Origin of the sequence: Streptomyces sp. NPDC015131 (assembly GCF_043079975.1) — a bacterium.
GTDB lineage: Bacteria > Actinomycetota > Actinomycetes > Streptomycetales > Streptomycetaceae > Streptomyces.
In genome coordinates, this window is sequence record NZ_JBIBVB010000004.1 from 573,832 (window position 1) to 592,250 (window position 18,419).

Annotated in this window: 42 protein-coding genes; 40 read left to right on the forward strand and 2 right to left on the reverse strand. The window is 67.5% G+C overall.

Features of this window, described 5'->3' with window-relative positions:
• The first annotated feature begins 54 nt into the window (after positions 1–54).
• The 15 genes from ACF08D_RS18540 to ACF08D_RS18610 all read left to right on the forward strand — a co-directional run bounded on the left by ACF08D_RS18540 (position 55) and on the right by ACF08D_RS18610 (position 6,186).
• On the forward strand, positions 55–555 hold the full coding sequence (locus tag ACF08D_RS18540; protein ID WP_392223772.1) for a hypothetical protein: 501 nt from the start codon (positions 55–57) through the stop codon (positions 553–555).
• A 25-nt stretch (positions 556–580) separates the two neighbouring features.
• A complete protein-coding gene (locus ACF08D_RS18545) occupies positions 581–1,450 on the forward strand; it encodes a hypothetical protein (RefSeq protein ID WP_392223773.1) in 870 nt (289 codons plus the stop codon).
• A complete protein-coding gene (locus ACF08D_RS18550) occupies positions 1,447–1,701 on the forward strand; it encodes a hypothetical protein (protein WP_392223774.1) in 255 nt (84 codons plus the stop codon). Before ACF08D_RS18545 ends, ACF08D_RS18550 begins: the two co-directional genes overlap by 4 nt.
• On the forward strand, positions 1,698–1,916 hold the full coding sequence (locus ACF08D_RS18555; protein ID WP_392223775.1) for a hypothetical protein: 219 nt from the start codon (positions 1,698–1,700) through the stop codon (positions 1,914–1,916). Before ACF08D_RS18550 ends, ACF08D_RS18555 begins: the two co-directional genes overlap by 4 nt.
• Positions 1,913–2,320 carry a hypothetical protein gene (locus ACF08D_RS18560; RefSeq protein WP_392223776.1) on the forward strand — a complete coding sequence of 136 codons (408 nt, stop codon included), beginning with the start codon at positions 1,913–1,915 and terminating at the stop codon, positions 2,318–2,320. The genes ACF08D_RS18555 and ACF08D_RS18560 overlap by 4 nt, the downstream gene beginning before the upstream one ends.
• The gene (locus tag ACF08D_RS18565; protein WP_392223777.1) at positions 2,310–2,693 is read left to right on the forward strand and encodes a hypothetical protein; all 384 of its coding nucleotides are present in this window, start codon (positions 2,310–2,312) and stop codon (positions 2,691–2,693) included. The genes ACF08D_RS18560 and ACF08D_RS18565 overlap by 11 nt, the downstream gene beginning before the upstream one ends.
• On the forward strand, positions 2,693–3,019 hold the full coding sequence (locus ACF08D_RS18570) for a hypothetical protein (RefSeq protein ID WP_392223778.1): 327 nt from the start codon (positions 2,693–2,695) through the stop codon (positions 3,017–3,019). The genes ACF08D_RS18565 and ACF08D_RS18570 overlap by 1 nt, the downstream gene beginning before the upstream one ends.
• Positions 3,019–3,363: a hypothetical protein gene (locus tag ACF08D_RS18575; RefSeq protein WP_392223779.1), complete on the forward strand. Its 345-nt coding sequence runs from the start codon at positions 3,019–3,021 to the stop codon at positions 3,361–3,363. The genes ACF08D_RS18570 and ACF08D_RS18575 overlap by 1 nt, the downstream gene beginning before the upstream one ends.
• Entirely contained in the window at positions 3,363–3,542 is a 180-nt protein-coding gene (locus tag ACF08D_RS18580) for a hypothetical protein (RefSeq protein ID WP_392223780.1), read from the forward strand. Before ACF08D_RS18575 ends, ACF08D_RS18580 begins: the two co-directional genes overlap by 1 nt.
• Positions 3,539–3,964 (forward strand): hypothetical protein, encoded by a 426-nt coding sequence (locus ACF08D_RS18585; RefSeq protein WP_392223781.1) that lies wholly within the window; start codon positions 3,539–3,541, stop codon positions 3,962–3,964. The genes ACF08D_RS18580 and ACF08D_RS18585 overlap by 4 nt, the downstream gene beginning before the upstream one ends.
• Positions 3,940–4,701 (forward strand): peptidoglycan-binding protein, encoded by a 762-nt coding sequence (locus ACF08D_RS18590; RefSeq protein WP_392223782.1) that lies wholly within the window; start codon positions 3,940–3,942, stop codon positions 4,699–4,701. Before ACF08D_RS18585 ends, ACF08D_RS18590 begins: the two co-directional genes overlap by 25 nt.
• The gene (locus ACF08D_RS18595) at positions 4,698–4,877 is read left to right on the forward strand and encodes a hypothetical protein (protein ID WP_392223783.1); all 180 of its coding nucleotides are present in this window, start codon (positions 4,698–4,700) and stop codon (positions 4,875–4,877) included. Before ACF08D_RS18590 ends, ACF08D_RS18595 begins: the two co-directional genes overlap by 4 nt.
• Before the next feature lie 218 nt (positions 4,878–5,095).
• Positions 5,096–5,428, forward strand: coding sequence for an STAS domain-containing protein (locus tag ACF08D_RS18600; protein WP_392223784.1), 333 nt, complete (start codon positions 5,096–5,098; stop codon positions 5,426–5,428).
• A gap of 76 nt (positions 5,429–5,504) precedes the next feature.
• A complete protein-coding gene (locus tag ACF08D_RS18605) occupies positions 5,505–5,891 on the forward strand; it encodes a hypothetical protein (RefSeq protein WP_392223785.1) in 387 nt (128 codons plus the stop codon).
• Entirely contained in the window at positions 5,884–6,186 is a 303-nt protein-coding gene (locus ACF08D_RS18610; RefSeq protein ID WP_392223786.1) for a hypothetical protein, read from the forward strand. The genes ACF08D_RS18605 and ACF08D_RS18610 overlap by 8 nt, the downstream gene beginning before the upstream one ends.
• Positions 6,187–6,188: 2 nt before the next feature.
• Here ACF08D_RS18610 and ACF08D_RS18615 read toward each other — a convergent pair whose 3' ends face one another.
• The gene (locus ACF08D_RS18615; protein ID WP_392223787.1) at positions 6,189–6,518 is read right to left on the reverse strand and encodes a hypothetical protein; all 330 of its coding nucleotides are present in this window, start codon (positions 6,516–6,518) and stop codon (positions 6,189–6,191) included.
• Positions 6,519–6,723: 205 nt separating this feature from the next.
• On the opposite strand from ACF08D_RS18615, the gene ACF08D_RS18620 reads away from it, so the two are divergent.
• From ACF08D_RS18620 to ACF08D_RS18740, 25 genes are all read left to right on the forward strand, one after another.
• Positions 6,724–7,539, forward strand: coding sequence for a hypothetical protein (locus tag ACF08D_RS18620; RefSeq protein ID WP_392223788.1), 816 nt, complete (start codon positions 6,724–6,726; stop codon positions 7,537–7,539).
• A gap of 214 nt (positions 7,540–7,753) precedes the next feature.
• Complete coding sequence (locus tag ACF08D_RS18625) at positions 7,754–8,023, forward strand: hypothetical protein (RefSeq protein WP_392223789.1); 270 nt, start codon at positions 7,754–7,756, stop codon at positions 8,021–8,023.
• Positions 8,020–8,352: a hypothetical protein gene (locus ACF08D_RS18630; protein WP_392223790.1), complete on the forward strand. Its 333-nt coding sequence runs from the start codon at positions 8,020–8,022 to the stop codon at positions 8,350–8,352. Before ACF08D_RS18625 ends, ACF08D_RS18630 begins: the two co-directional genes overlap by 4 nt.
• A complete protein-coding gene (locus ACF08D_RS18635) occupies positions 8,349–8,636 on the forward strand; it encodes a hypothetical protein (RefSeq protein WP_392223791.1) in 288 nt (95 codons plus the stop codon). The genes ACF08D_RS18630 and ACF08D_RS18635 overlap by 4 nt, the downstream gene beginning before the upstream one ends.
• Complete coding sequence (locus tag ACF08D_RS18640) at positions 8,633–8,824, forward strand: hypothetical protein (RefSeq protein WP_392223792.1); 192 nt, start codon at positions 8,633–8,635, stop codon at positions 8,822–8,824. The genes ACF08D_RS18635 and ACF08D_RS18640 overlap by 4 nt, the downstream gene beginning before the upstream one ends.
• A complete protein-coding gene (locus tag ACF08D_RS18645; protein ID WP_392223793.1) occupies positions 8,821–9,099 on the forward strand; it encodes a hypothetical protein in 279 nt (92 codons plus the stop codon). Before ACF08D_RS18640 ends, ACF08D_RS18645 begins: the two co-directional genes overlap by 4 nt.
• Entirely contained in the window at positions 9,096–9,485 is a 390-nt protein-coding gene (locus ACF08D_RS18650) for an SLOG family protein (protein WP_392223794.1), read from the forward strand. The genes ACF08D_RS18645 and ACF08D_RS18650 overlap by 4 nt, the downstream gene beginning before the upstream one ends.
• The gene (locus tag ACF08D_RS18655) at positions 9,482–9,907 is read left to right on the forward strand and encodes a hypothetical protein (RefSeq protein WP_392223795.1); all 426 of its coding nucleotides are present in this window, start codon (positions 9,482–9,484) and stop codon (positions 9,905–9,907) included. Before ACF08D_RS18650 ends, ACF08D_RS18655 begins: the two co-directional genes overlap by 4 nt.
• Before the next feature lie 19 nt (positions 9,908–9,926).
• Positions 9,927–10,196 carry a hypothetical protein gene (locus ACF08D_RS18660; protein WP_392223796.1) on the forward strand — a complete coding sequence of 90 codons (270 nt, stop codon included), beginning with the start codon at positions 9,927–9,929 and terminating at the stop codon, positions 10,194–10,196.
• Positions 10,193–10,450, forward strand: coding sequence for a hypothetical protein (locus ACF08D_RS18665; RefSeq protein WP_392223797.1), 258 nt, complete (start codon positions 10,193–10,195; stop codon positions 10,448–10,450). The genes ACF08D_RS18660 and ACF08D_RS18665 overlap by 4 nt, the downstream gene beginning before the upstream one ends.
• A 106-nt stretch (positions 10,451–10,556) precedes the next feature.
• Positions 10,557–10,898, forward strand: coding sequence for a hypothetical protein (locus tag ACF08D_RS18670; RefSeq protein WP_392223798.1), 342 nt, complete (start codon positions 10,557–10,559; stop codon positions 10,896–10,898).
• Positions 10,891–11,253 carry a hypothetical protein gene (locus ACF08D_RS18675; RefSeq protein ID WP_392223799.1) on the forward strand — a complete coding sequence of 121 codons (363 nt, stop codon included), beginning with the start codon at positions 10,891–10,893 and terminating at the stop codon, positions 11,251–11,253. The genes ACF08D_RS18670 and ACF08D_RS18675 overlap by 8 nt, the downstream gene beginning before the upstream one ends.
• Positions 11,254–11,439: 186 nt before the next feature.
• Positions 11,440–11,583, forward strand: coding sequence for a hypothetical protein (locus tag ACF08D_RS18680; protein ID WP_392223800.1), 144 nt, complete (start codon positions 11,440–11,442; stop codon positions 11,581–11,583).
• A 5-nt stretch (positions 11,584–11,588) separates the two neighbouring features.
• Positions 11,589–11,957, forward strand: coding sequence for a hypothetical protein (locus ACF08D_RS18685; protein WP_392223801.1), 369 nt, complete (start codon positions 11,589–11,591; stop codon positions 11,955–11,957).
• Complete coding sequence (locus ACF08D_RS18690; RefSeq protein ID WP_392223802.1) at positions 11,947–12,327, forward strand: hypothetical protein; 381 nt, start codon at positions 11,947–11,949, stop codon at positions 12,325–12,327. Before ACF08D_RS18685 ends, ACF08D_RS18690 begins: the two co-directional genes overlap by 11 nt.
• Complete coding sequence (locus tag ACF08D_RS18695; protein WP_392223803.1) at positions 12,324–12,689, forward strand: hypothetical protein; 366 nt, start codon at positions 12,324–12,326, stop codon at positions 12,687–12,689. Before ACF08D_RS18690 ends, ACF08D_RS18695 begins: the two co-directional genes overlap by 4 nt.
• On the forward strand, positions 12,686–12,919 hold the full coding sequence (locus tag ACF08D_RS18700; RefSeq protein ID WP_392223804.1) for a hypothetical protein: 234 nt from the start codon (positions 12,686–12,688) through the stop codon (positions 12,917–12,919). The genes ACF08D_RS18695 and ACF08D_RS18700 overlap by 4 nt, the downstream gene beginning before the upstream one ends.
• A 252-nt stretch (positions 12,920–13,171) precedes the next feature.
• Positions 13,172–14,377, forward strand: a complete 1,206-nt coding sequence (locus ACF08D_RS18705; RefSeq protein WP_392223805.1) for an AAA family ATPase — start codon at positions 13,172–13,174, stop codon at positions 14,375–14,377.
• Between the two features lie 232 nt (positions 14,378–14,609).
• Complete coding sequence (locus ACF08D_RS18710; RefSeq protein ID WP_392223806.1) at positions 14,610–14,825, forward strand: hypothetical protein; 216 nt, start codon at positions 14,610–14,612, stop codon at positions 14,823–14,825.
• A gap of 278 nt (positions 14,826–15,103) precedes the next feature.
• A complete protein-coding gene (locus tag ACF08D_RS18715) occupies positions 15,104–15,712 on the forward strand; it encodes a hypothetical protein (protein WP_392223807.1) in 609 nt (202 codons plus the stop codon).
• On the forward strand, positions 15,709–15,903 hold the full coding sequence (locus ACF08D_RS18720) for a hypothetical protein (protein ID WP_392223808.1): 195 nt from the start codon (positions 15,709–15,711) through the stop codon (positions 15,901–15,903). The genes ACF08D_RS18715 and ACF08D_RS18720 overlap by 4 nt, the downstream gene beginning before the upstream one ends.
• 234 nt (positions 15,904–16,137) lie before the next feature.
• Entirely contained in the window at positions 16,138–16,776 is a 639-nt protein-coding gene (locus ACF08D_RS18725; RefSeq protein WP_392223809.1) for a hypothetical protein, read from the forward strand.
• Positions 16,773–16,952 (forward strand): hypothetical protein, encoded by a 180-nt coding sequence (locus ACF08D_RS18730; protein WP_392223810.1) that lies wholly within the window; start codon positions 16,773–16,775, stop codon positions 16,950–16,952. Before ACF08D_RS18725 ends, ACF08D_RS18730 begins: the two co-directional genes overlap by 4 nt.
• Positions 16,949–17,167 (forward strand): hypothetical protein, encoded by a 219-nt coding sequence (locus ACF08D_RS18735; RefSeq protein WP_392223811.1) that lies wholly within the window; start codon positions 16,949–16,951, stop codon positions 17,165–17,167. The genes ACF08D_RS18730 and ACF08D_RS18735 overlap by 4 nt, the downstream gene beginning before the upstream one ends.
• A gap of 222 nt (positions 17,168–17,389) precedes the next feature.
• Complete coding sequence (locus tag ACF08D_RS18740; protein WP_392223812.1) at positions 17,390–17,689, forward strand: HNH endonuclease; 300 nt, start codon at positions 17,390–17,392, stop codon at positions 17,687–17,689.
• A 494-nt stretch (positions 17,690–18,183) separates the two neighbouring features.
• On the opposite strand, the gene ACF08D_RS18745 is transcribed toward ACF08D_RS18740, so the two are convergent.
• Positions 18,184–18,405: a hypothetical protein gene (locus tag ACF08D_RS18745; protein ID WP_392223813.1), complete on the reverse strand. Its 222-nt coding sequence runs from the start codon at positions 18,403–18,405 to the stop codon at positions 18,184–18,186.
• Positions 18,406–18,419: the final 14 nt, after the last annotated feature.

The following is an 18,419-nucleotide window of genomic DNA, read 5'->3' on the forward strand; positions in this document are numbered from 1 at the left end:
CGCGCTGGCGTCGGTGGTCACGGTGTACCTGCTGATGCAGCTCGGGGGCCGGCTGTGACCCATCCGCCCGCAGGGACCGTGATCCTCACCCAGATCGAGGGGTGGGTCGGGGCGGTGGTGCGGGCTCTTCAAGCGATGAACGGCGACGTCTCGCCTTGGACCCACGTGGCCGTCTCCCTCGGTGACGGCACCGTTTTCGAGGCACAGCCGGGCGGCGCCGTGATCACGCCCTGGTCCCAGTACCAGTTCAGGCCGGTCGCACTCCTGCGATTCGTCAGGGACGAGCACCAGGCCCGCCAGGTCGTGGACGAGTGCAGGCGCCGGGTCGGCGCCGGCTACAACTACACGACCTACTTCTACCTGGCCGCGTACCGGCTTCGGCTGCCGGTGCTGACCCGGATCCTGCGGGCGCGAGTCGAACGCTCCGACAAGATGATCTGCTCCCAGGCCGCTGACGACGTCCACCGCGTCCACGGCATCCACATCTTCAACGACGGCCGGCTCCCCTTCGACGTGACGCCAGGGGACTTCGCCCGGCTGATGCGCAAGCACTGAAACCCCGATGAAAGGGGGCGCACACATGACCAACCCCCGCCAGCAGGAACTGAACCGGAAGGCCAAGCAGCGCCGGTACCTGCACTCCATCGGAAGGCCCCCGCTGATCGACGCGGAGCCCGTCATCCGGCACGCCCGGTGGCTCCACGACGAGCACGGCATGTCGCTGCGGACGATCGGTAGGCGCGCGGGCGTCTCCCCGTCCTTCGTCAGCCGCCTCGTCAACGGCGAGCGCTGCGATCGGCCGATCAGGCGGCTGAAGGCCGAAGCCATCATGGCAGTGCGGCCGGAGATGCCGGTCCGCGCCGCGGCCTCCGCCCACGTCGACATCACCGGCAGCCAGCGCCGCGCGCAGGCTCTCATGGCCCTGGGTTTCACCGGCCCGGTCCTCTCGGAAGAGCTGGGCTTCAACGGTCACGTCGCGAACCTCTGGCGCGTGATCAGAGAACAGGGCGTGATCAGCGCGGTGAGGCGGGACAGGATCAGGGACGGTTACGAGAAGTTGCAGCACGCGGACCCGTCGGACTTCGGAGCCAGCGTCCACGCCCAGGCTCGCATCCGCACCGTTGCGCGCAGCCGTGACTGGGCCCCGCCGTCCTGCTGGGACGACGACACCATCGACGACCCGGACGCGATCCCGGAGTGGACGGGGGCGTGCGGTTCGGAGCGCGGCTACCAGATCCACTACCGCGAACACATCCCGTTCTGCGAACCCTGCCGCGAGGCCCACCAGAAGTACAAGACGACCCACCCCGGCTCGGGCACGGGCCGTCTCCACGACGAGGCCGTGTGGAAGCTGGCCGACGAGGGCCTGGCCAACGCCCGGATCGCCGACGAGCTGGCGATCGGGGTGCGCACCGTGGAACGGGCGCTGGAGCGGAGGCAGCAGCGATGAGGAGCTGGTACGCACTCATCGCCCTGCTGTGGGTGCTGTTCGCCGTCGCCATGGCCGTGTACCAGCAGTGGCTGTGGGCCGGCCTGGGGGGACTGGGCGCCGCGGTGTACGCGCTTGCCGCTGCGTGCGCGGAGCGGGAGGAGCCGCTGCACCCGCGCGTGCTGGAGGACGTGACGGAGGCCGGGGCCTGGGAGGAGCACGTCCGTCACTGCCGGAACTGCCAAGAACGGGAGAGGAAGGGAAAGCCGTGATCTTCACCGTCACCATCGCCCCCGGGGCCTACAGCTCCGGCACCTGGCACTGGCGAGCCGAATGGCACGGGCCCCATGGCTCCGGCGCCACCCACTCCTTCGCCAGCACCCGCGCCCGTGCCGTCGCCGCCGCCGACCGCCGCTGCCTCGACATCGCCCGGCGCCACAACAGCGGCCTCGACATCGAATACATCACCCCGCAGGAGACGCCATGACACCTGAAGAAGTCCTCGACCGGGCACGTGAGGTCATCGAACGCGACGGCTGGCACCAGGGCGCGTACTGCGCTCCGCCTGACGCGGAGTGGAAGGGAGGGCAGGTGACCATGGACGAGATTACGCAGTGGCGTGAGGAAGTTCGCTACCAGATGTGGCTGGCCGAGCGAACGGGTCCGGTCTGCTCCCTGGGCGCTCTTGCCCGTGTGCTCAACGAGAACGACTCGGCCTGCCCGACCGACGAGCACAGGGACCTGTTCCTCAAGGCTGGTGCGCTGCTGACCTCCAGCATCGGGATCCTGGGCCCGGCCGAAGACGTCGTTCCCGACTGGAACGACGGGAGCAACACCACCCGCGAGGACGTTCTCCTCACGTTCAAGAAGGCGGCCCACCATGACACCTGAAATCAACCGCGAGCTGTTCCAGAAGATCCACGACCAGATCACGATGCACCCCCAGACCCACGACCAGGGCGGCTGGGACAGCGGCCCAGACATCTGCGGCACGACTCGCTGCGTCGCCGGCTGGGCGATGCACTTCCTCAACCCGAACCAGCGCACCGATACCACAGCGCGAGAACTGGCCTTGGCCGCAGGCGTCTTCGAAGACGACAACCTCATCACGACCTCCGTGGCCTACGAAGTGGGCGGCGCGAAAGCGCTCGGGCTCACCGACAGCGAGGCCGGGGACCTGTTCTACAGCGCCGACAATCGCGCCCGCCGTATGGTCGAGCTGTACGCCCTCAAGGGACGTGACTGGTCGGAGGACGATCTCTGATGAACCTCTTCGGAGAGGCTGCCCGTGTCCTTGCAGATTACGGCTTCTGCAAGGGGGAGCTGGAAGACGACGCGGGGCGGCGCTGCGCTCTCGGCGCTCTCCTGCATGCGGGCCTGGGAAGCAGCGCCCTCGACCGCTACGCCGCTGCTGATGTGGCTGCCGAAAGGATCGCGGTCAACCTCGGTGTCGATGGTCCGCACAGCATTCCGGGCGACAGCGCCCTTCACCCCCTGGCCCGCTGGAGCGACGCCCCGGAGCGGACAGCGAAGGACGTGGTCCTGCTGTTCACCGAGCTGGCTCACGACCCCGCTCTGGAGGGGTCCTGATGGCCCGGCTGATGAAGCCGCCGGGCGGGGTTGGTGTCGCCCATCCGGAGATGCCGAAGTTCTGCGAGAAGGCGGGGTGCGTGCCGGCGGAACCCGCGCCGCCGGAAGCACCGACGTTCGAGATCGAGATCAGCTATGCCGCTTCGGTCACCTGGCCCAGCCTCCAGGGCTGGAAGTACCGCATCACCTGGACCGAGGGCGGCGAGCCCAAGGAATGGACCAGTTTGATGAACCGGTACGACAGTCGCGAGGAGGCGGTCCGGGCCGCGAAGGCGTACTGCGACGCCACGGCCAAGGCGATGCGGCCGACGGAGCGGATCAGCTACACCCCGGAGGTGGCGTGATGGCCGCGCACCGAGGCGAGAGGCACCACAAGAGCAAGCTGACGACGGCCGACGTCCGGAGGATCCGCATTACCTATGCCCGGGGCGGGGTCACCTACGAGGCCCTGGCCCACGAGTACGACGTCGAACCGTCCAGCATCGGCGACATCATCCGGCGCAACACCTGGAGGCACATATGATCGCCGCCTTCGCCAGCATCCTCGGGCTCCTGCTGTACACGGCAGGAGCCCTTCTCGTTGCCCGGCGCCGCTGGGTGAAGCTCGAAACGGCACGCCGCCGCGCCCTGCCGGACGGGCAGTGGCACTGGGTCGAATGCCGTCGGCGTGACTCGATATACACCTCGTACTACAACACCAGGGAGGAACAGCAGGCCCGCCTGAACCGGGCGCGGTGCGACTGCATGGCGCCGACGGCGATCGCCATGTTGTGGCCGCTGGCGTTTGTCGTCGTGCCCGCGGTGTGGGCGTTCCACTGGGGCCGGGGCTTCATCACCGCCGAGCCGAGGGTTCCGGATCCGGCCCGGATCGGTGATCTGGAAGAGGCCCTGAAGGTAGCAGCAAGGAAAGGGAATATGACATGCCACTGTCAGGACGGCAGCTGACCCCGGCGCAGGTGGCGCGGCTGTGCTACAAGCACGGCATCGACCCGGACGCCGGCAAGGGCGTGCCCATGGTCACCGCCATCGCCGTGTGCTTCGCCGAGTCGTCGTACTTCACCGGAGCCTGGAACTTCACCACCGACACCGGGGACAAGTCCTACGGTCTCTGGCAGATCAACATGCTGGGCGCCATGGGACCAGAGCGCCGGGCCAAGTACGGGCTGAAGAACAACGAGGCCCTGTACGACCCGGACACCAACTGCAAGGTCATGGTCGACATGTCGAAGAAGGGAACCGACTTCCGGCCCTGGGGCGCGTACACGTCCGGGTCGTACCGGGGCGCCTGGAGCGACGGGGTCGCGGGCAGGGCGGCGCTGCTGAAGCAGCTCGGCCGGCCGGTGACGAAGGTCCCGATCCCGCCGGAGAAGCCGGTGCCGCTGGCGAAGCGGTCGTGGATCTCCTACCGGCAGGTGAGGGCGGCGGCCGAGTCGAAGACCGGGGTCGTCAAGGTGGGCTCCGACTCGTCGCGGGACGACGTCGCCAACTACCAGCGCGGCGTCTGGTCGCTGATCCCGGGCATCGACTTCATGTACACGCCGGGCGTCTACGACGACAAGACGAAGAAGGCGACCGCGATGTTCCAGCGGGCTCAGGGCTGGCCCGGCAGCGGCATCGTCGGCCCGCAGACGATGAAGCTGGTCGAGGCGAAGTCGCAGCTCTTCCGGGTGAGGGACTGGTGATGCCGCTGTTCGGCCGCCGGAAGGCACAGCGCAAGGCCATCGACCAGAAGATCCTGGCCGGCGAGCACGTCCACGCCGTCCATCCCGAGGGCGACGAGCACTGTGAGGGGGGCGAAAGTGCCGACAGCTGCGGGCAGTGGAACCTCCAGCTCGAAGAGTGGCGGGAGACGCTGTAGATGTCCCCGGCGGGTTGTGACGGCGGCGCACACCGGTTCGTCGCCCACGCCGGAGGCGCCCGACGTACGCGCCCCGCCAGGGACAGGCCCATCCTCCACGTCCGGTCGCCGCAGGTGCGGCGCCACGCCGCCCGACCTGCTCGTCCGGCGTAGCCCGGCCACCGAATCTTCACCCGCTCTTGACGCTCAGGAGTCCGGGAGGGGCGCAGACTGGCAGCGTGAGCAGCGGCGACCCAGCAGGGACGTACCTCTCGGCGGAATGCCGGGTCAGGGATGACACCGCTGTGGTCGTGGTCAAGGGCGAGATCGACTGGCACGCCTCGGCCGTGCTGGAGGCCGCTCTCGACGATGCCCTCCGCTCCGGTGCCCGGCGGATCGACGTCGACTTCGCCGGCGTCCGCTTCTGCGACTGCTCAGGGATCACGGAACTGCTGAGCGCCCGCCGCCGCGCCCGTGCCCGCGGCATGACCTTCCGCCTGGTCCACGTCCCGAAGCCGATCATGCGGCTGCTGAAGGCGACCGACACGGCCAGGTTCCTCGACGCCACCTGACGGGACGCCCCGTCCACCCCCAGCCCCAGGGCCTACGCCCTCGGGGCTTTCTCGTATTCACGAACGGAGCCGAACCATGACACCTGACGACCTCCTGCGGGGCGCCATCGAGATCATCGAACGCGACGGCTGGCACCAGAAGGACTACCACCAGCACCCGGACATCATCGACATCGCAGGCATCGAAAAGCCCACGATGGACGACTGGCGCTACCAGGGCTGGCTGGCCGAGCGCACCGCCCCTGTCTGCGCCCTGGGCGCGATCAACCGAGCGCGCGGCGGCACGGCCACCGAGACCGCCGAGGACAGCGCCGCATGGGACGGAGCCGTCAAGCGCCTGGCTGCGGTGGTCGCCGGCACGAGGTGCCACAGCGAGATCGTGATCCCGAAGTGGAACGACGACCCCAACACCAGCAAGGAGGACGTCCTCCTCGCGTTCAAGCGGGCGCTCGACGATGCGTGACTGGGAGCGGGATCACCTGTACCAGCGGCCCGACTTCGTGGTCCCGTTCCGCATGATCATCGCGCCCTTCGTCCGGCAGGCGCGGCTGTTCATCGAGGACATGGGCTTCTACCCGCCCGAGTGCCGGATCGCACGAGAACCGAAGGATCTGCGCGGCTACCGGCTCGACACCTGGGAGGTGTGGTGGCTGGACCGGCTCTGGCCCTGCCACACCCACGAGGACGTCCAGGCCATGGTCGGCATGCAGCAGCTCGCCCGCGTCTGCGGCGCCGACCTGCGCCGCTGGTGGACGTAGCGCTAGTCCTGGCAGACCAGCTTGTTGCCGTCCTCGTCGTGGTAGACCTGGCCCGGCTTCGAGCACGGATCGCCGGCGTCAGGTCCGGGGTCGGTGTCCCCCTGCGGGCCGTTGATCCCGATCAGGACGAACACGGCGATTATGCCGCCCACGACGATGATCAAGCCGCCGTAGATCAGGACCATTTCGAGGCCGCTGAAGAACCCGTCACGCTTCGGCTGTAAATAGGTGTTGAACCCGCATCCCGGGCATCGTACGACGCCGCCCTTCCAGACCTTGGACAGCGGGACAGAGAACCGATGTGGGCGCTCCGCCAAGCACTTGACCTTCACATGCCCGCTCCCCTCGCTGTATGGCGCGCAGTTGAAGTATCTACCCGCTGGGCCGCCCCCAACACCGCGCCCAGGCCCTCTACATACCCGTACCCGCAAGGAGAACCGTCATGGCTGACATCGGTACCGAGACCGAAGAGGTGGAGTTCGAGCCGCTGCCCGAGGAGGCGCCTGTCGAGACGCCGGCCGAACAGCCGGTACCGGCATGACCGCCCTGTACCCCGGCAAGCTCCGGGGATACCGGCACTTCTCGTGGACCCCGTCCAGGGTGGTGGAGGAGTTCCACGACCTTTCCGACTTCAGCAGCACCCAGTTCCGGGTCCATGTAGAGGCGCGCCAGACACCGACCCGGATCACCTCCCCGTCGCAGACCGACTACCAGTGGGTGGACGGGCCGAACACCGCCGGATGCGTTGCCACGATCCAGCGCCCGGAGTTCTACGAGCAGCAGATCCGGGAACTGGAGGTGCGACTGAAGAGGGCGGAGCAGGACGAGTATTACCGCTACCTGGGCACCTACGGGCACTGGTCGCGGTCCCCGCACGTCACCGTGAACGGGGACAACCCGCGCCTGCTCCAGGGCACACTCCGGACGGCAAAGGACAATCTGGAGCACGCCCGGAAGGTGTACGGCCCCGACGGGCACCTGCTGAAGCACTGCACCTGCGGCTTCTACGTCAGCTACAGCCCCGAGACGAACTTCTACGCCGACCACGGTCGGCACCCTTTCAGCGGATTCTGGATGGATCCGATACCCGGCCTGCTGCACGCGGTGGTCGACTGCTGGGGCACGGTCATCCTCGCCACCAAGGGTTTCCGGGCCAGCAAGCTGGAGGTCGTCGCTCTCACGCCGGGGCCGCGGTACGCCGACACGGTCACCGGCAACGCCGAGCTGCGGCTGCTGGCGCAGCAGCAGTTCCCGTCGGCCCGCTGGTACGACAGCGAAGCGAAGATGATCGCCGACCATCCGGAGCCGGACCGTACCGGCCTGCCCGTCGAAGGCACCGAGGCATACCGGTGAGCAACTGCTACTGCCAAGACTGCCCGGAGTGCGGCAACTCAGGTGCTTGCCGTGGCGGTAAATGCGCATGGGACCCCGCCACCGCCGTCCCGTCCACCGGCACCTGGCTCGTCATCGATGGCGTCGTGCGCCGGGTGGACGAGTACGAGAAAGAAGTCGACTACAGCAGCGGCACCCGTAGGTACACCACGTGGGTCGAGGAGGCTAAGGAGTCGTGACCGCCCGCGACGACTTCCTCGCCGAGTACGCCGACGCGGCCAATTGCTACTGCGGGCAAGGGCCACATTGCGGCAGCGTCGAGGCCCTGGTCGACAAGCTCCTCCGCGACCACGCCCGGGAGCTGGCCGAAAAGATTCTGGAGGCGTCAGGCAAGCACGGCGACGACGTTATCTGCGGCTACGACCCCAATCACTGCCAACGATGCAACGCCCTGGAAGCCCTGCTCGCAGCCGACCTCATCGACCTGACGAAAGAGTCCTCATGACCAACATGACCCCCGAAGAGATTCTGAACACCGCCGCCGACATCATCCTCCGCGATGGCTGGCACCAGGGCGACACCGACGACGGCGACACCAAGCACGGCCCAGTCTGCCTGATGGGCGCTATCGACCGCGCCGTCACTGGCAACTCACGGGGCGGGGTCGCCGCCATCAGCCGCAACGGGCCCGTGCCCGAGGTAAACGAAGCCGTCCAGCGGGTCATCAACACCATCGCCCGCTGGGACATCGGCGAGTGGAACGACCACTCAGGGCGCACTGTCGAGGACGTCCTGCTTGCCCTGAAGAAGGCGGCGACGGACACCGAGACATGAAGCCCACCGTCACCAACGCCGACATGCTCAAGGTCCGCCAGTACAACGGGGACTGGTGGCTGTTCCTGGAGTACGCCGACGGTCACGCCGAGACCATCGCCCGCTTCCCCAACGACACCTGCCGTGAGCTGTTCTGGGAGTGGCACGCCGACCGCGTCGCCGGCCTGGTCGACGAGGTGATGGCGGCGGTCCACAGCACCGAAGTCCTGCCAGGCTTGGGCTTCCCCGACTCCGTGAGCCTCCGCGAAGCCATCACCAAGATCCTGACGGGGGACACGGGGTGAAAGGGATCGGCGACTGGATCTGCGACCACTGCGGCCACGTCTCCGCCACCCTCGGCGCCCACGTCAGCCACAAGGACACCCACACCTGCCCCGGCCGCGAAACCGTCCCCAACCCGTGCCGCTGCCCCTGTTACGGGTGCCGCCATCACTGCGGCGCCCACAACCCCGACAACGTGGAGGACGAGTGAACTGGACCTGGGCGATCACCTACCACAAGGACCGCCAGCCGTTCGTCGTGCTGTCCGAGAAGCCGGACCGGGCGGTCCTCGCCGAGATGCTCGCGTCCTGGCTCGTACGCACCCGGGCCTGCCACCTCCCGGGCGCCTACCGCCTCGCCGACAAGCTCGTGGTGTGGGCGAACGACAAGGAACACGAACTCTGGACGTTCGACACCACCCCCGACATGCTGCGCTTCCTCGCGCCCGAGGACGAGTTCCTGTGGGGGGACGACGAGTTCCCGTGACGATCCTGGCGACCTACCGCATCCTCGTCACCGGCAGCCAGGGATGGGACAACGTCGTCACTCTGTATCAGGCGCTCGCCGATGTATACACCGCCGCTCCCCCGTATCGACCCCTCGTCATCGTCCACGGAGCGTGTCCGAACGGGGCCGACTTCTTCGCCGGCCGCTGGGCCCGCGTTATGGGCGTCGCAGAGGAGCCCCACCCCGCCGTCTGGCGCCCCCACGGCATCTACAACCCGCAGGCCGGGCTCGCCCGCAACCGACTCATGGTCGAGCTGGGCGCCGACATCTGCCTCGCGTTCATCAAGAACGGCTCCCCCGGGGCCAGCCACTGCGCCCGCCTCGCCGAGGAGGCCGGGATACCCGTACGGAGGTACACCGCATGAAGCACGTGAAGTACATCGCCGGCGCCCTGGCGGGCGTCGCCGCCCTGGTCACGCTGTCCGCCTGCACCGACGACGACGCCGACGTGGTGTCGGAGAACCTGTCCAAGGCGGCCGACAACTTCGAGGTCAACCGGCGCATCGTGATGTTCAACGGCATCACCGACAAGTACCTGCTGAGCATCGAGGGCCCGTGCTCCATCGCCGACGAGAGCAGTCAGCTCGAAGTGACGTGCAAGGCCGGGCCGGGCACGTACAAGAAGCACTTCCTGGGCCTGTCCGACAACGTCTCCTACTTCGTGGAGCAGGGCGAGCCGGTGAGCGCCAGCGCGAACCACTACCGCGTCACGTTCAAGCCGCAGAGCATCATCCCCGACCCGGACTTCCGCGGCAGCACGAGCGACCTGCCGCGGTCGCAGCGGTGACCCGGTACGGCGACACCACGTGAAACACAACAAGGTCCGCGTCTGGAAAATGGCGGGCACCCCCGGTATCTGGCTGTGGCAGTGCTCCATCTGTAAGGACTCCGACGAGGACGTATTCGGTGCCTCCGTCTTCTGGGAGATCGCCCAGTACCAGGCGGACGAGCACGTACGTGAGAGGCACCGGCCAGCCAGGCACCTGTCCCGCGACGCGGGGACGCCGCCCGGCGGCACACACATCGACTGGAGTGACACCGGCATGCACCTGCGGGTGCGGGAGGAGGACGGGTGACCGAACGTCTCGAACGCCTGGACACCGCAACAACCCGCCTCATCGAGGCCCGCGATGCACTGATACAGGCCACCGGAGGGGCGGAGCTGGTCGACGCCTACCGGGACGCCCTCGCCGAACGCCTGCGCGCCAGCGGCCAGTTCTGGGGCCACGCCTGGGCCGTCGACAAGGTTGTCGAGGACGTCGTGGAGTGGGCCGCGTACGAGGTGGGGCGGGAGATCAAAACCAACCGCACCAAAAGGAACGGCCCATGAACGCTCTGGACGTACTGGCGTGGGCGTACGCCGCGTTCATCGGCGTCGTCACCGTCGTTCTGCTCGTCCTCACCGTCGTCGTTCTCGTGAAAGGGGACTGGAAGAAATGACCTACAACGTAGACCTGATGCTCCAGGTTCGGAACCACATCAAGATGCGCCCCGAAACCCACTACCAGGGGCTCTGGGAGACCCACACCGCCGACTGCGGCACGGCACGCTGCATCGCCGGTTGGGCCATCTACCTTGCCACTGGGAAGTCAGTCGAGGAAATTGAGGCGGTCGGCATCGCCGCCACCGCCGCTGACCTCCTCGGGCTGAGTCTCATTGAAGCCGTGGGTGTCATAGACGAGAACGGCGATTACAACGGCCTCTTCTACGAAATGGACGAGGGCAATGCCCTGGCGAAGCTGGACGAGTTCATCGAGAAGGGGAAAAACGGTGCCTGACGTCAACAAGGCCGACGTATACCGGCACGCCGCCACCGTCATCGTCCGCGACGGGAAGCACGAGGGGGGACTGACACCCGCACACCGCTCCGGCGCCAGCCTGACTCTCTTCGAGAAGGCCCTCAAGGACACGTCGCTGCCCGTGTGCGCCCTCGGGGCCTGCGCCCGCGCCGAGTGGGAGCTGTACGGGACGCTGCCGGAGGACGCGTACGACTACAGCTTCGAAGTCGACGGCGCTGGATTCGGCTTCAGCGCGGCCATCTTCAACGTCAACGACTCGGAGGACAACCCCACCACCGCCGAGGACATCGCACTGCTGCTGAAGCAGCGGGCAGAGGAAGTAGAGAATGGCTGACGTCACACTAGAATTCGACAACTACGGTCAAGTTAGGGAGATTTTCGGAGAGCTGGCCGAGTCAACCACCAGCGCCAAAAGGGTGGTCTGGGCACACGGCGAGGAAAGCATCATCACAAGCGACGGAAACAGGATTCGTTTTAAGGTGCGGACCCGAAATTGCCCCACCTGCGGGCAGGTGAGGAAATGACCCGGGGTGCCAAGCCCATGGACATCGTCTCGTACTACTACGCCTACAAGGACGGCAAGTTCGTCGCCGAGGTGAAGCTGACCAGCCAGTCCAAGCGCCGATACGAGGACATGGGCTGGGAGTTCAAGCGAAGGAAGTGACTGTCGTGAACGACACCGACATCCTGGCCGAGGGCGCCGAGTACATCGCCGAGCACGGCCACGTCAAGGGGAAGTATTTCGCGGACGACGTGCTCAGCCCCTACGGCACCCCGGCCGCCTGCGCGATGGGCGCCATGGCCGCCGCCAACCGGAACGGGAACTGGGAGACCCTGGAAAACGCCAAGGAGAAGCTGGCCAAGCAGATCAAGCTGGACTTCCCCGACTTCATCAAGGGGTCGCACACGCTGGCGCAGGAAAGGGTGGGTGTACTGATCGACCCGCACGCCGTCATCGCCGTCTGGAACGACGACCCCGACCGCACCGCCGAAGAGGTCATCCTGACGATGAAGAAGGCGGCGCACGATGGTGACTGACGCCCGCGGCGTCGAGATCGAGGCCGGCGACACCGCCATCTTCTTCGGCGTCATCGGCCGCAGCGTCGCCCTGGCCGAGGGCGTCGTCCTCGGGTCGGAGCGGTGCTCTCTCGTGTGCGCTCCCGCCGACCACGGCACGGAGTGCGACGGCGGCGCCTCCGGCTGCCGATCGGTGTCGCTGACGCTGTCGGGCCGCGTCCGCCTCCGCGTCGTGTGGCGCTCCGACCCCGGCGCCGGTTACCCCATCGCGTACGTGCGGCCGGACCGGCTGGTGGTGCTGAAGCCATGCGATTGGGCCGGTGACGACAACGGCCCCCTCATCACGCTCCCGCCGTCGCCGCTGCCGACACAGGGGGAGGCGTCGAAGTGATCACCGATCGCCTGCTGCTTAAACTCGAAGCCATCGGCCTGGACTGGCTCGTCCCGTACGAGCGCATGGCCGAAGCCCGTTGGCGTCACCACAACGAACGGGCCCGTACCGGGGACTGCGGCTGCGGGAAGCCGGTCACCGTACTGTCCCAGGCGTACCACGATGTCGTCGGCTCCGTCCCCTACGAGTCCTGGACGTGCCACGAGTGCGCAGGCGCCGACTGTTGGAGCAACGGCGAACCACTGTGGTCCTACCCCTCCCGGTGCCCCGAGTGCGGAGACCTCGGCGGCCGTGGCCGCATCGGCGAGCCCGAACTGTACGCCTACTTCTGCAAGCACCGACCAGGGACGAGGCCGTCATGAACGTCCACGCCGTCTACAGCTACACCGCCCTCGGCGACGGCGAGGGCGAGGGCCTGCACGCCCGCGCCTGGGCCGCCGACTGGCACGCCTGGCAGATCGCCCGCCGCAACCTCAACGAGCCGTTCCGGTGGCTCCCCGACCCCACCTGGGGGCCCGCCGGCTGGACCGACCGCGACACCGGCACCGAGGCCGACGTCTGGGTCGTACCGCTGGCGGTGACCGTGCCGTGAAGCTGTTCGTCGCCTGGGTTTACGCGATGGGCGTCGCCCTCTGCGTGCTGGCAACCGTGGACGGGAAGATCGGGGCGGGCATCATCGCCCTCATGGTCTTCCTGGGCCTGGGCACCGTATTTCTGTACCTGGCATGGGACAGGGTCAACCCGCTACGGAACCCCGACCCCTGCGCCCCCGGTGGCTCGTGCCGCTGCCCGGCGGGCGACGCAGACTGTGCACGACCACAACTGAATACGGAAGGGCGCGGTAGTGACGACGACGTTCAGCCAACCGGCCTGGGTGCCCGACTCCGGGCGGCCCTACCCCGGCGCCGAGGGCGTCGCCGCTGACATCGCCCGGGCCGAGCAGGACGCCGCCCAGGCGCTCCGCGCGAAGGCCGAGAAGGAGAAGTTCCTCGCCCGCGAGAAAGGCCGGCAGGAGGCCGAGGAGGAGCGGGCCTCCCTCCGTAAGCTCAGCGCCGTCCCCGCGTCCACGATCATCGAGGAGCGTCTCGTCTGGCTGTGGAACAACCGCATCCCCCTCGGCGAGCTGACGTTGCTGGCCGGCCGCGGCGGCGTCGGGAAGTCGACCCTCGCCACGCAGCTCGCCGCCTGGGTGACCATCGGGGACATGAAAGGCGAGTTCTACCGCTCGCCGCAGAACGTCCTCGTCGTCATCAACGAGGACAACCCGAAAAACGTCGTGGTACCCCGCCTCCGCGCCGCCGGGGCCGACATGGACCGGGTGAAATTCCTGGAGGTCAGGGATGAGGCGGGGGAACTCGGGAAACTGACCCTGCCCAACGACATTGCACCGCTGCGCGAGCTAGTAGTGCGGGAGCAGTGCGTTCTCGTCATCCTGGACCCTATTTCCTCGAACCTGCGGGGAAAGAAGAACGACGGCGACGAAATGCGCCCGATCCTCGAAAGGCTGCGCCGCGAGATCGCCGAGGAGTGCCGCTGCGCCATTCTCGGCATCTCCCACCTCCGCAAGGGGCAGAGCGTCGATATCCTCGAAGGGATCATGGGAAGCTCGGAACTCGGCAACGTTGCCCGTGCAGCGATGGGGGTTGTGGAAGACCCGGACGACCAGGACGCCATCATCCTCTCCCAGGAGAAGGGAAACATGGCGGAGAAGGGGTTGGAGAGCTTCCGCTACCGAATCCACACCCACCAGTATTTCAGCGACCAGGCGCAGACCTTCATCACCACGTCGCGGCTCGAATGGCTCGACCCCACCACCGTCCGCGCCAGCGACGTTCTCGCCGACCGCGCCGGCGGCGGGGACGGCTCTTCCAGCGACGCCGTCGACTGGCTGCGCGGCTTTCTCCGGGACGGCCCTAAGACCCGGAAGGAATGCCTGGACGAGGGCCGGAAGCACCACTTCGGGGAGCGGAAAATCAACACCGCCCGGAAAACACTCAGGGTAGTCAGCACTCGCGGTTTCGGTAAGGAAGCGGAGTGGACCCTGCCCTAGACGGTGACCGGGATGCAGAGAATGCCGATGTTGTAAATCCGTGACCGGGGAATTACTGCTGGTCACCCCAACATCTGCAATGCGTGCACCAACACGTGCACCAACACATGCAGGAAAAACCCCAGGTCAGAACCAATATATTCAATAAATACTTATACCTCCCTATACGGGAGGCCCTACCAACATGTGCAGCCCTGCACGGGATGGTGCACGCACTGGACGGTGATCTCCGATGAGCACGAGCAGGACCCCCGCCTATATGTCGGGCCGTCGCGGGAGGAGCTGGACGCGGATGCTGCGCCTGGCCGAGCGGAAAGGTGCGGTGATCGTCACCGACGAGACCGGGGAGCGGGTCGTCTACTCCCCCGACATGAACCGGTGGCGGCACTGGTGGTCGCTGGACGGGAAGCGGCGCTTCGACAGCTTCGAGTGCCATCCCGAGTTCTGACCCGATGATCAACAACTGAATAGGGATCTGACCATGACAAAGATCGTCCATGGCATGTGCGGGCGCTGGTGGACGGGCGCCGAACGCTCGCACTGCGGCAGCTGCCACCTCACGTTCAGCTCGCTCACCGCCTTCGAGAAGCACCGCCGGGGGATGCGCTGCAACGACCCGGTCGGCGTTGGGCTTGTAGCGCGCGAGAAGCCCTTCGGGGTCCTCTGGGGTCTCCCGGGCTCTGAAAGTCGCTCCTGGGTCATTCCCGGAGGGCAGGACGGCCCCCTGTGACCTCCCCCGGCCCCGTCGACACCCCGATCCGCGTCGCGCAGTGCGTCCGCTGCCAGGCGTACGTGTTCCTGTGCCACAGCTCCGGGGTCCGGACCACGGCCGACCCGGCGCCGGTCACCCGGGACGGCTACGTGGCCGCGCTCATGTCGGGGCGCCGCGTCTTCGACCTCCAGACCCAGGCCGGACGGCCCCACAAGCTGTTCGTGCGTACCCGCCGGTCCACGCCGCCGGCCTTCGGCCCGGACGGGCGCCAGACGGGCGTGCACCGTCCCCTCGGGGGTGCCCTGCACCAGCAGCGCCCGGTCCTGGCCGAGCACGGCTGCGGGGCCAACGCGATGGACGCCGCCAAGGTGGAGGAGCTTCCCGACCCCCCTCGTACAGCCCCTGCGACGCCTGGCGCTCGCAGGGGTGGGAGCCACCAGCACGGTGCCCCCGGCTCCACGGCGGCGACGCCCTCTCGTGCCGGGTCTGCGAACCACCGCCGTTCTGATGAACGGCTGCCGACCTGCGACATATGCAAACGGTTCATCAAGAACGGCGAGACCTACGCCGGAATTCATCACGGGTCCTGGATATGGGCCGTGCACGAGGAGTGTCCCGAGTGACTGACTCTGACCCGACGAAGCGGATCTCAATGCACACCGCCAACGAAGAAAAGGGCGTGCGTGTGTCCTTTTACGAACCCACCACGATGCGGCGGCTGCTGAGTTTCGTTGCGAAGCCAGAGACCATATATCTCATGGCACAGCAGCTCACCATGTCCGGCATCCGCTACGAAGAGCAGGAGAAGTCGTGATCTGCCAGCAGTGTGCCAATGAGGCGGACACCATGCAAAAAGGCGGCGCTTTCGACGTTACTCCCCGCTGTCCCCGCTGCGATGCCACCGTGACGCTGACAAGGGCGGGCAACGTGAAAAGCCACCCCTGCACCGCCGGTACTGGCGTCAAGCCCCACATTCCCGGGCACGCCGCATGTCAGGGATGCGACTGCGCCCATTACCCGGTCGGCACGTATCAAAGGAAGGGCCCCGGTGTCGATACGCGAAATTGAGCAGAATGTCGCGCTCCTCGTCAACGGATGGGAGGAGCGCATCGAATACCGGGTCAAGGTCAGCGGGCAGCTCGAAGAGCGGGCCAATACCGTGCGCATGGCCGGACTGCTCGAACAGCTCAGGAAACACACCGGCACCACCCAGAACGGCCGTGCCGAACGCGGTTCCCCGAACAAGCCTGGCAGTCGACCCCCTGGCAGCACCACCGGCTTCATGCTCCTCGACGAGATCACCGCCGAAGCCGGGTACTGGACCGACCGCGTCCTCATCGAACGCGGGCTCGACCGCACCTGGGCACTGCGCCCGATGCCGGACCTGCTGCTGTTCATGCGCGACGAGACCCGGCGCCTGGAGGAGACGCACCCCGGGCTCGTCGCCGACATCGCTGCGGCGACCCGCGCCTGGGTGCGCGACGCGCGGCGGCTCCTGTCGCTCGACGCCCGCACCGTCATGATCGCCGGCACGGTGTGCGGCGAATGCGGCGGCGGCCTCGCGGTCGCGGACGACGCCTCCACGGCCGTGCGCTGCATCGGACACCCCGGCACCGCCGCCTGCGGCGTCCGCTACGAGCGGCACGAGTGGCTGGGCCTGCTGGAGGCGCAAGGGGGCCGCTCGTGAGGCGCTGGACGGCCTCCGCGCTGACGGAGATGGTTCTGCTGGCCCAGCGGGACTACGAGCGCGCCAGGGGCGCTCTCAGGGCCTCGGGTGCCCCCGACGACGAGCTGCGGCGGTTCGAGGCGGTGCTGCGGCGCCGCGTCCTCGCCGAGGCGGCGCTGCGCGAGGCGGAGCCGTGACGGAGGGCTTGATCCTCGTGCCCACCCTCGCCGCGGTCGCCGACATGCTGCCGCCGGGCGTCACGGTCGGCGATCTGGACGCCGCCGAGCTGGAGCGGTACCGGCGCCGGATCTACAACTGGGCGCGGCACGGAAAGCTGAAGCAATACGGGGGCACCGGAAAGGATCAAGCTCTCTGGAATCTTTTTGAAATTCGTGCCCTGCGGGGGGTTTAATTCTTACCGAAATGCGGTACGCTACTGATCATGTGGGCGAAGCCTACCCTAAACGGGTTTCGCCCAAGCCCGGTCCCCACTGCAAAAAGCCCGAGACCTTCACCAGGTCCCGGGCTTTTCTGCGTTCCGGGGACACCCGCAGAGCTGTGGGGCGCAGAGTGTCGCCGGACCTCCGCTGCAAGCAGGCATCCGCGTGCTGCGCCCCACGACCCGGAGGTGGGCATGACGACGCCCAGCTCCGGAAGATCCACCAGGGCCTGGAAACGCCTCTGCGCCTGGGCCAAGGACAACCTGCCGGCCATCTGCGCACGCTGCGGGGGCCGCATCGACCTCGACCTGCCCAAGGAACACCGCCTGTCCTGGACGCTCGACCACATCATCCCCCGCGTCATCCGGCCCGACCTCGCCGAGGACCCGGCCAACGTCGTCCCCATGCACCGGAGCTGCAACAGCAGCAAAGGGGCCCGCACGGGACCCCCGGTGCTGCCGAAACCGCCCCCGACCTCACGGCGATGGGGGTGAGGTGAACGGCGGCACAGTGTGCTCTTGAACGATCCGTGACGCTTCGTTCGCAGCGTTGGCCACCGTCTCAAGCGTGTCAGCAAGATGCGGCCACCGATCAGCACCACGCCATGCCTCCCGGATACTCGCCGCATAAGACCGCAGCTCGTCTGCCGCGTCTACGCTTCCGGCCGCTTCGAGGGCGTCCGCGAATGCCATGATCTGCGTGTCCAGGTCTTCCACGACCGGTCATCCTCTCATGTCCCCGCCGTCGTACAGGCCGGGAAGCCGTACGTCATCGAGTCGTCTGCGAAATACGCCGATGGCGCTATTGAGCCTCATGGCTCTCCGGGTGGCGCTCTCATGCGTACCGAAGCGCACGAGGCGGCCGTCAGCGGCGTAGTGGACCTCCACCTGGCGGCCGTTCTCGTACCGGGCCAACCACCAGTTTCGGGCGCCCCCTGCACCGCTGTGCACGCTCCAGCCGGTGTGGCGGTACTGCCAACACGTGACCATCAGTCCTCCAGAACTTCCACGGGGTCGTCCGCGAGGTACGCGCTCTTCCCGTGCGGACGTCCCGTGTCGCCCCCACGGGACGTGACGACGATCCACGTCCCGTGCTTGTCGGTGTAGCGGTCGGTGACCCCGGTGACGACGTTGGTCACGTCCTCACCGGGGAACCGGAACCGGGCACCCCGGCGCAGCTCGCCGAAGGTGCTGGTGGTCCAGGTGCTCATCGTCATCAGCTCCT

Bases quoted from the DNA above. Each gene is read 5' to 3' on its own strand.
- ACF08D_RS18545 (WP_392223773.1), top strand. From the start codon at position 581: ATGACCAACCCCCGCCAGCAGGAACTGAACCGGAAGGCCAAGCAGCGC.
- ACF08D_RS18550 (WP_392223774.1), top strand. From the start codon at position 1,447: ATGAGGAGCTGGTACGCACTCATCGCCCTGCTGTGGGTGCTGTTCGCC.
- ACF08D_RS18560 (WP_392223776.1), top strand. From the start codon at position 1,913: ATGACACCTGAAGAAGTCCTCGACCGGGCACGTGAGGTCATCGAACGC.
- ACF08D_RS18565 (WP_392223777.1), top strand. From the start codon at position 2,310: ATGACACCTGAAATCAACCGCGAGCTGTTCCAGAAGATCCACGACCAG.
- ACF08D_RS18570 (WP_392223778.1), top strand. From the start codon at position 2,693: ATGAACCTCTTCGGAGAGGCTGCCCGTGTCCTTGCAGATTACGGCTTC.
- ACF08D_RS18575 (WP_392223779.1), top strand. From the start codon at position 3,019: ATGGCCCGGCTGATGAAGCCGCCGGGCGGGGTTGGTGTCGCCCATCCG.
- ACF08D_RS18580 (WP_392223780.1), top strand. From the start codon at position 3,363: ATGGCCGCGCACCGAGGCGAGAGGCACCACAAGAGCAAGCTGACGACG.
- ACF08D_RS18585 (WP_392223781.1), top strand. From the start codon at position 3,539: ATGATCGCCGCCTTCGCCAGCATCCTCGGGCTCCTGCTGTACACGGCA.
- ACF08D_RS18590 (WP_392223782.1), top strand. From the start codon at position 3,940: ATGCCACTGTCAGGACGGCAGCTGACCCCGGCGCAGGTGGCGCGGCTG.
- ACF08D_RS18605 (WP_392223785.1), top strand. From the start codon at position 5,505: ATGACACCTGACGACCTCCTGCGGGGCGCCATCGAGATCATCGAACGC.
- ACF08D_RS18610 (WP_392223786.1), top strand. From the start codon at position 5,884: ATGCGTGACTGGGAGCGGGATCACCTGTACCAGCGGCCCGACTTCGTG.
- ACF08D_RS18620 (WP_392223788.1), top strand. From the start codon at position 6,724: ATGACCGCCCTGTACCCCGGCAAGCTCCGGGGATACCGGCACTTCTCG.
- ACF08D_RS18630 (WP_392223790.1), top strand. From the start codon at position 8,020: ATGACCAACATGACCCCCGAAGAGATTCTGAACACCGCCGCCGACATC.
- ACF08D_RS18635 (WP_392223791.1), top strand. From the start codon at position 8,349: ATGAAGCCCACCGTCACCAACGCCGACATGCTCAAGGTCCGCCAGTAC.
- ACF08D_RS18655 (WP_392223795.1), top strand. From the start codon at position 9,482: ATGAAGCACGTGAAGTACATCGCCGGCGCCCTGGCGGGCGTCGCCGCC.
- ACF08D_RS18670 (WP_392223798.1), top strand. From the start codon at position 10,557: ATGACCTACAACGTAGACCTGATGCTCCAGGTTCGGAACCACATCAAG.
- ACF08D_RS18680 (WP_392223800.1), top strand. From the start codon at position 11,440: ATGACCCGGGGTGCCAAGCCCATGGACATCGTCTCGTACTACTACGCC.
- ACF08D_RS18690 (WP_392223802.1), top strand. From the start codon at position 11,947: ATGGTGACTGACGCCCGCGGCGTCGAGATCGAGGCCGGCGACACCGCC.
- ACF08D_RS18700 (WP_392223804.1), top strand. From the start codon at position 12,686: ATGAACGTCCACGCCGTCTACAGCTACACCGCCCTCGGCGACGGCGAG.
- ACF08D_RS18710 (WP_392223806.1), top strand. From the start codon at position 14,610: ATGAGCACGAGCAGGACCCCCGCCTATATGTCGGGCCGTCGCGGGAGG.
- ACF08D_RS18740 (WP_392223812.1), top strand. From the start codon at position 17,390: ATGACGACGCCCAGCTCCGGAAGATCCACCAGGGCCTGGAAACGCCTC.
- ACF08D_RS18745 (WP_392223813.1), bottom strand. From the start codon at position 18,405: ATGAGCACCTGGACCACCAGCACCTTCGGCGAGCTGCGCCGGGGTGCC.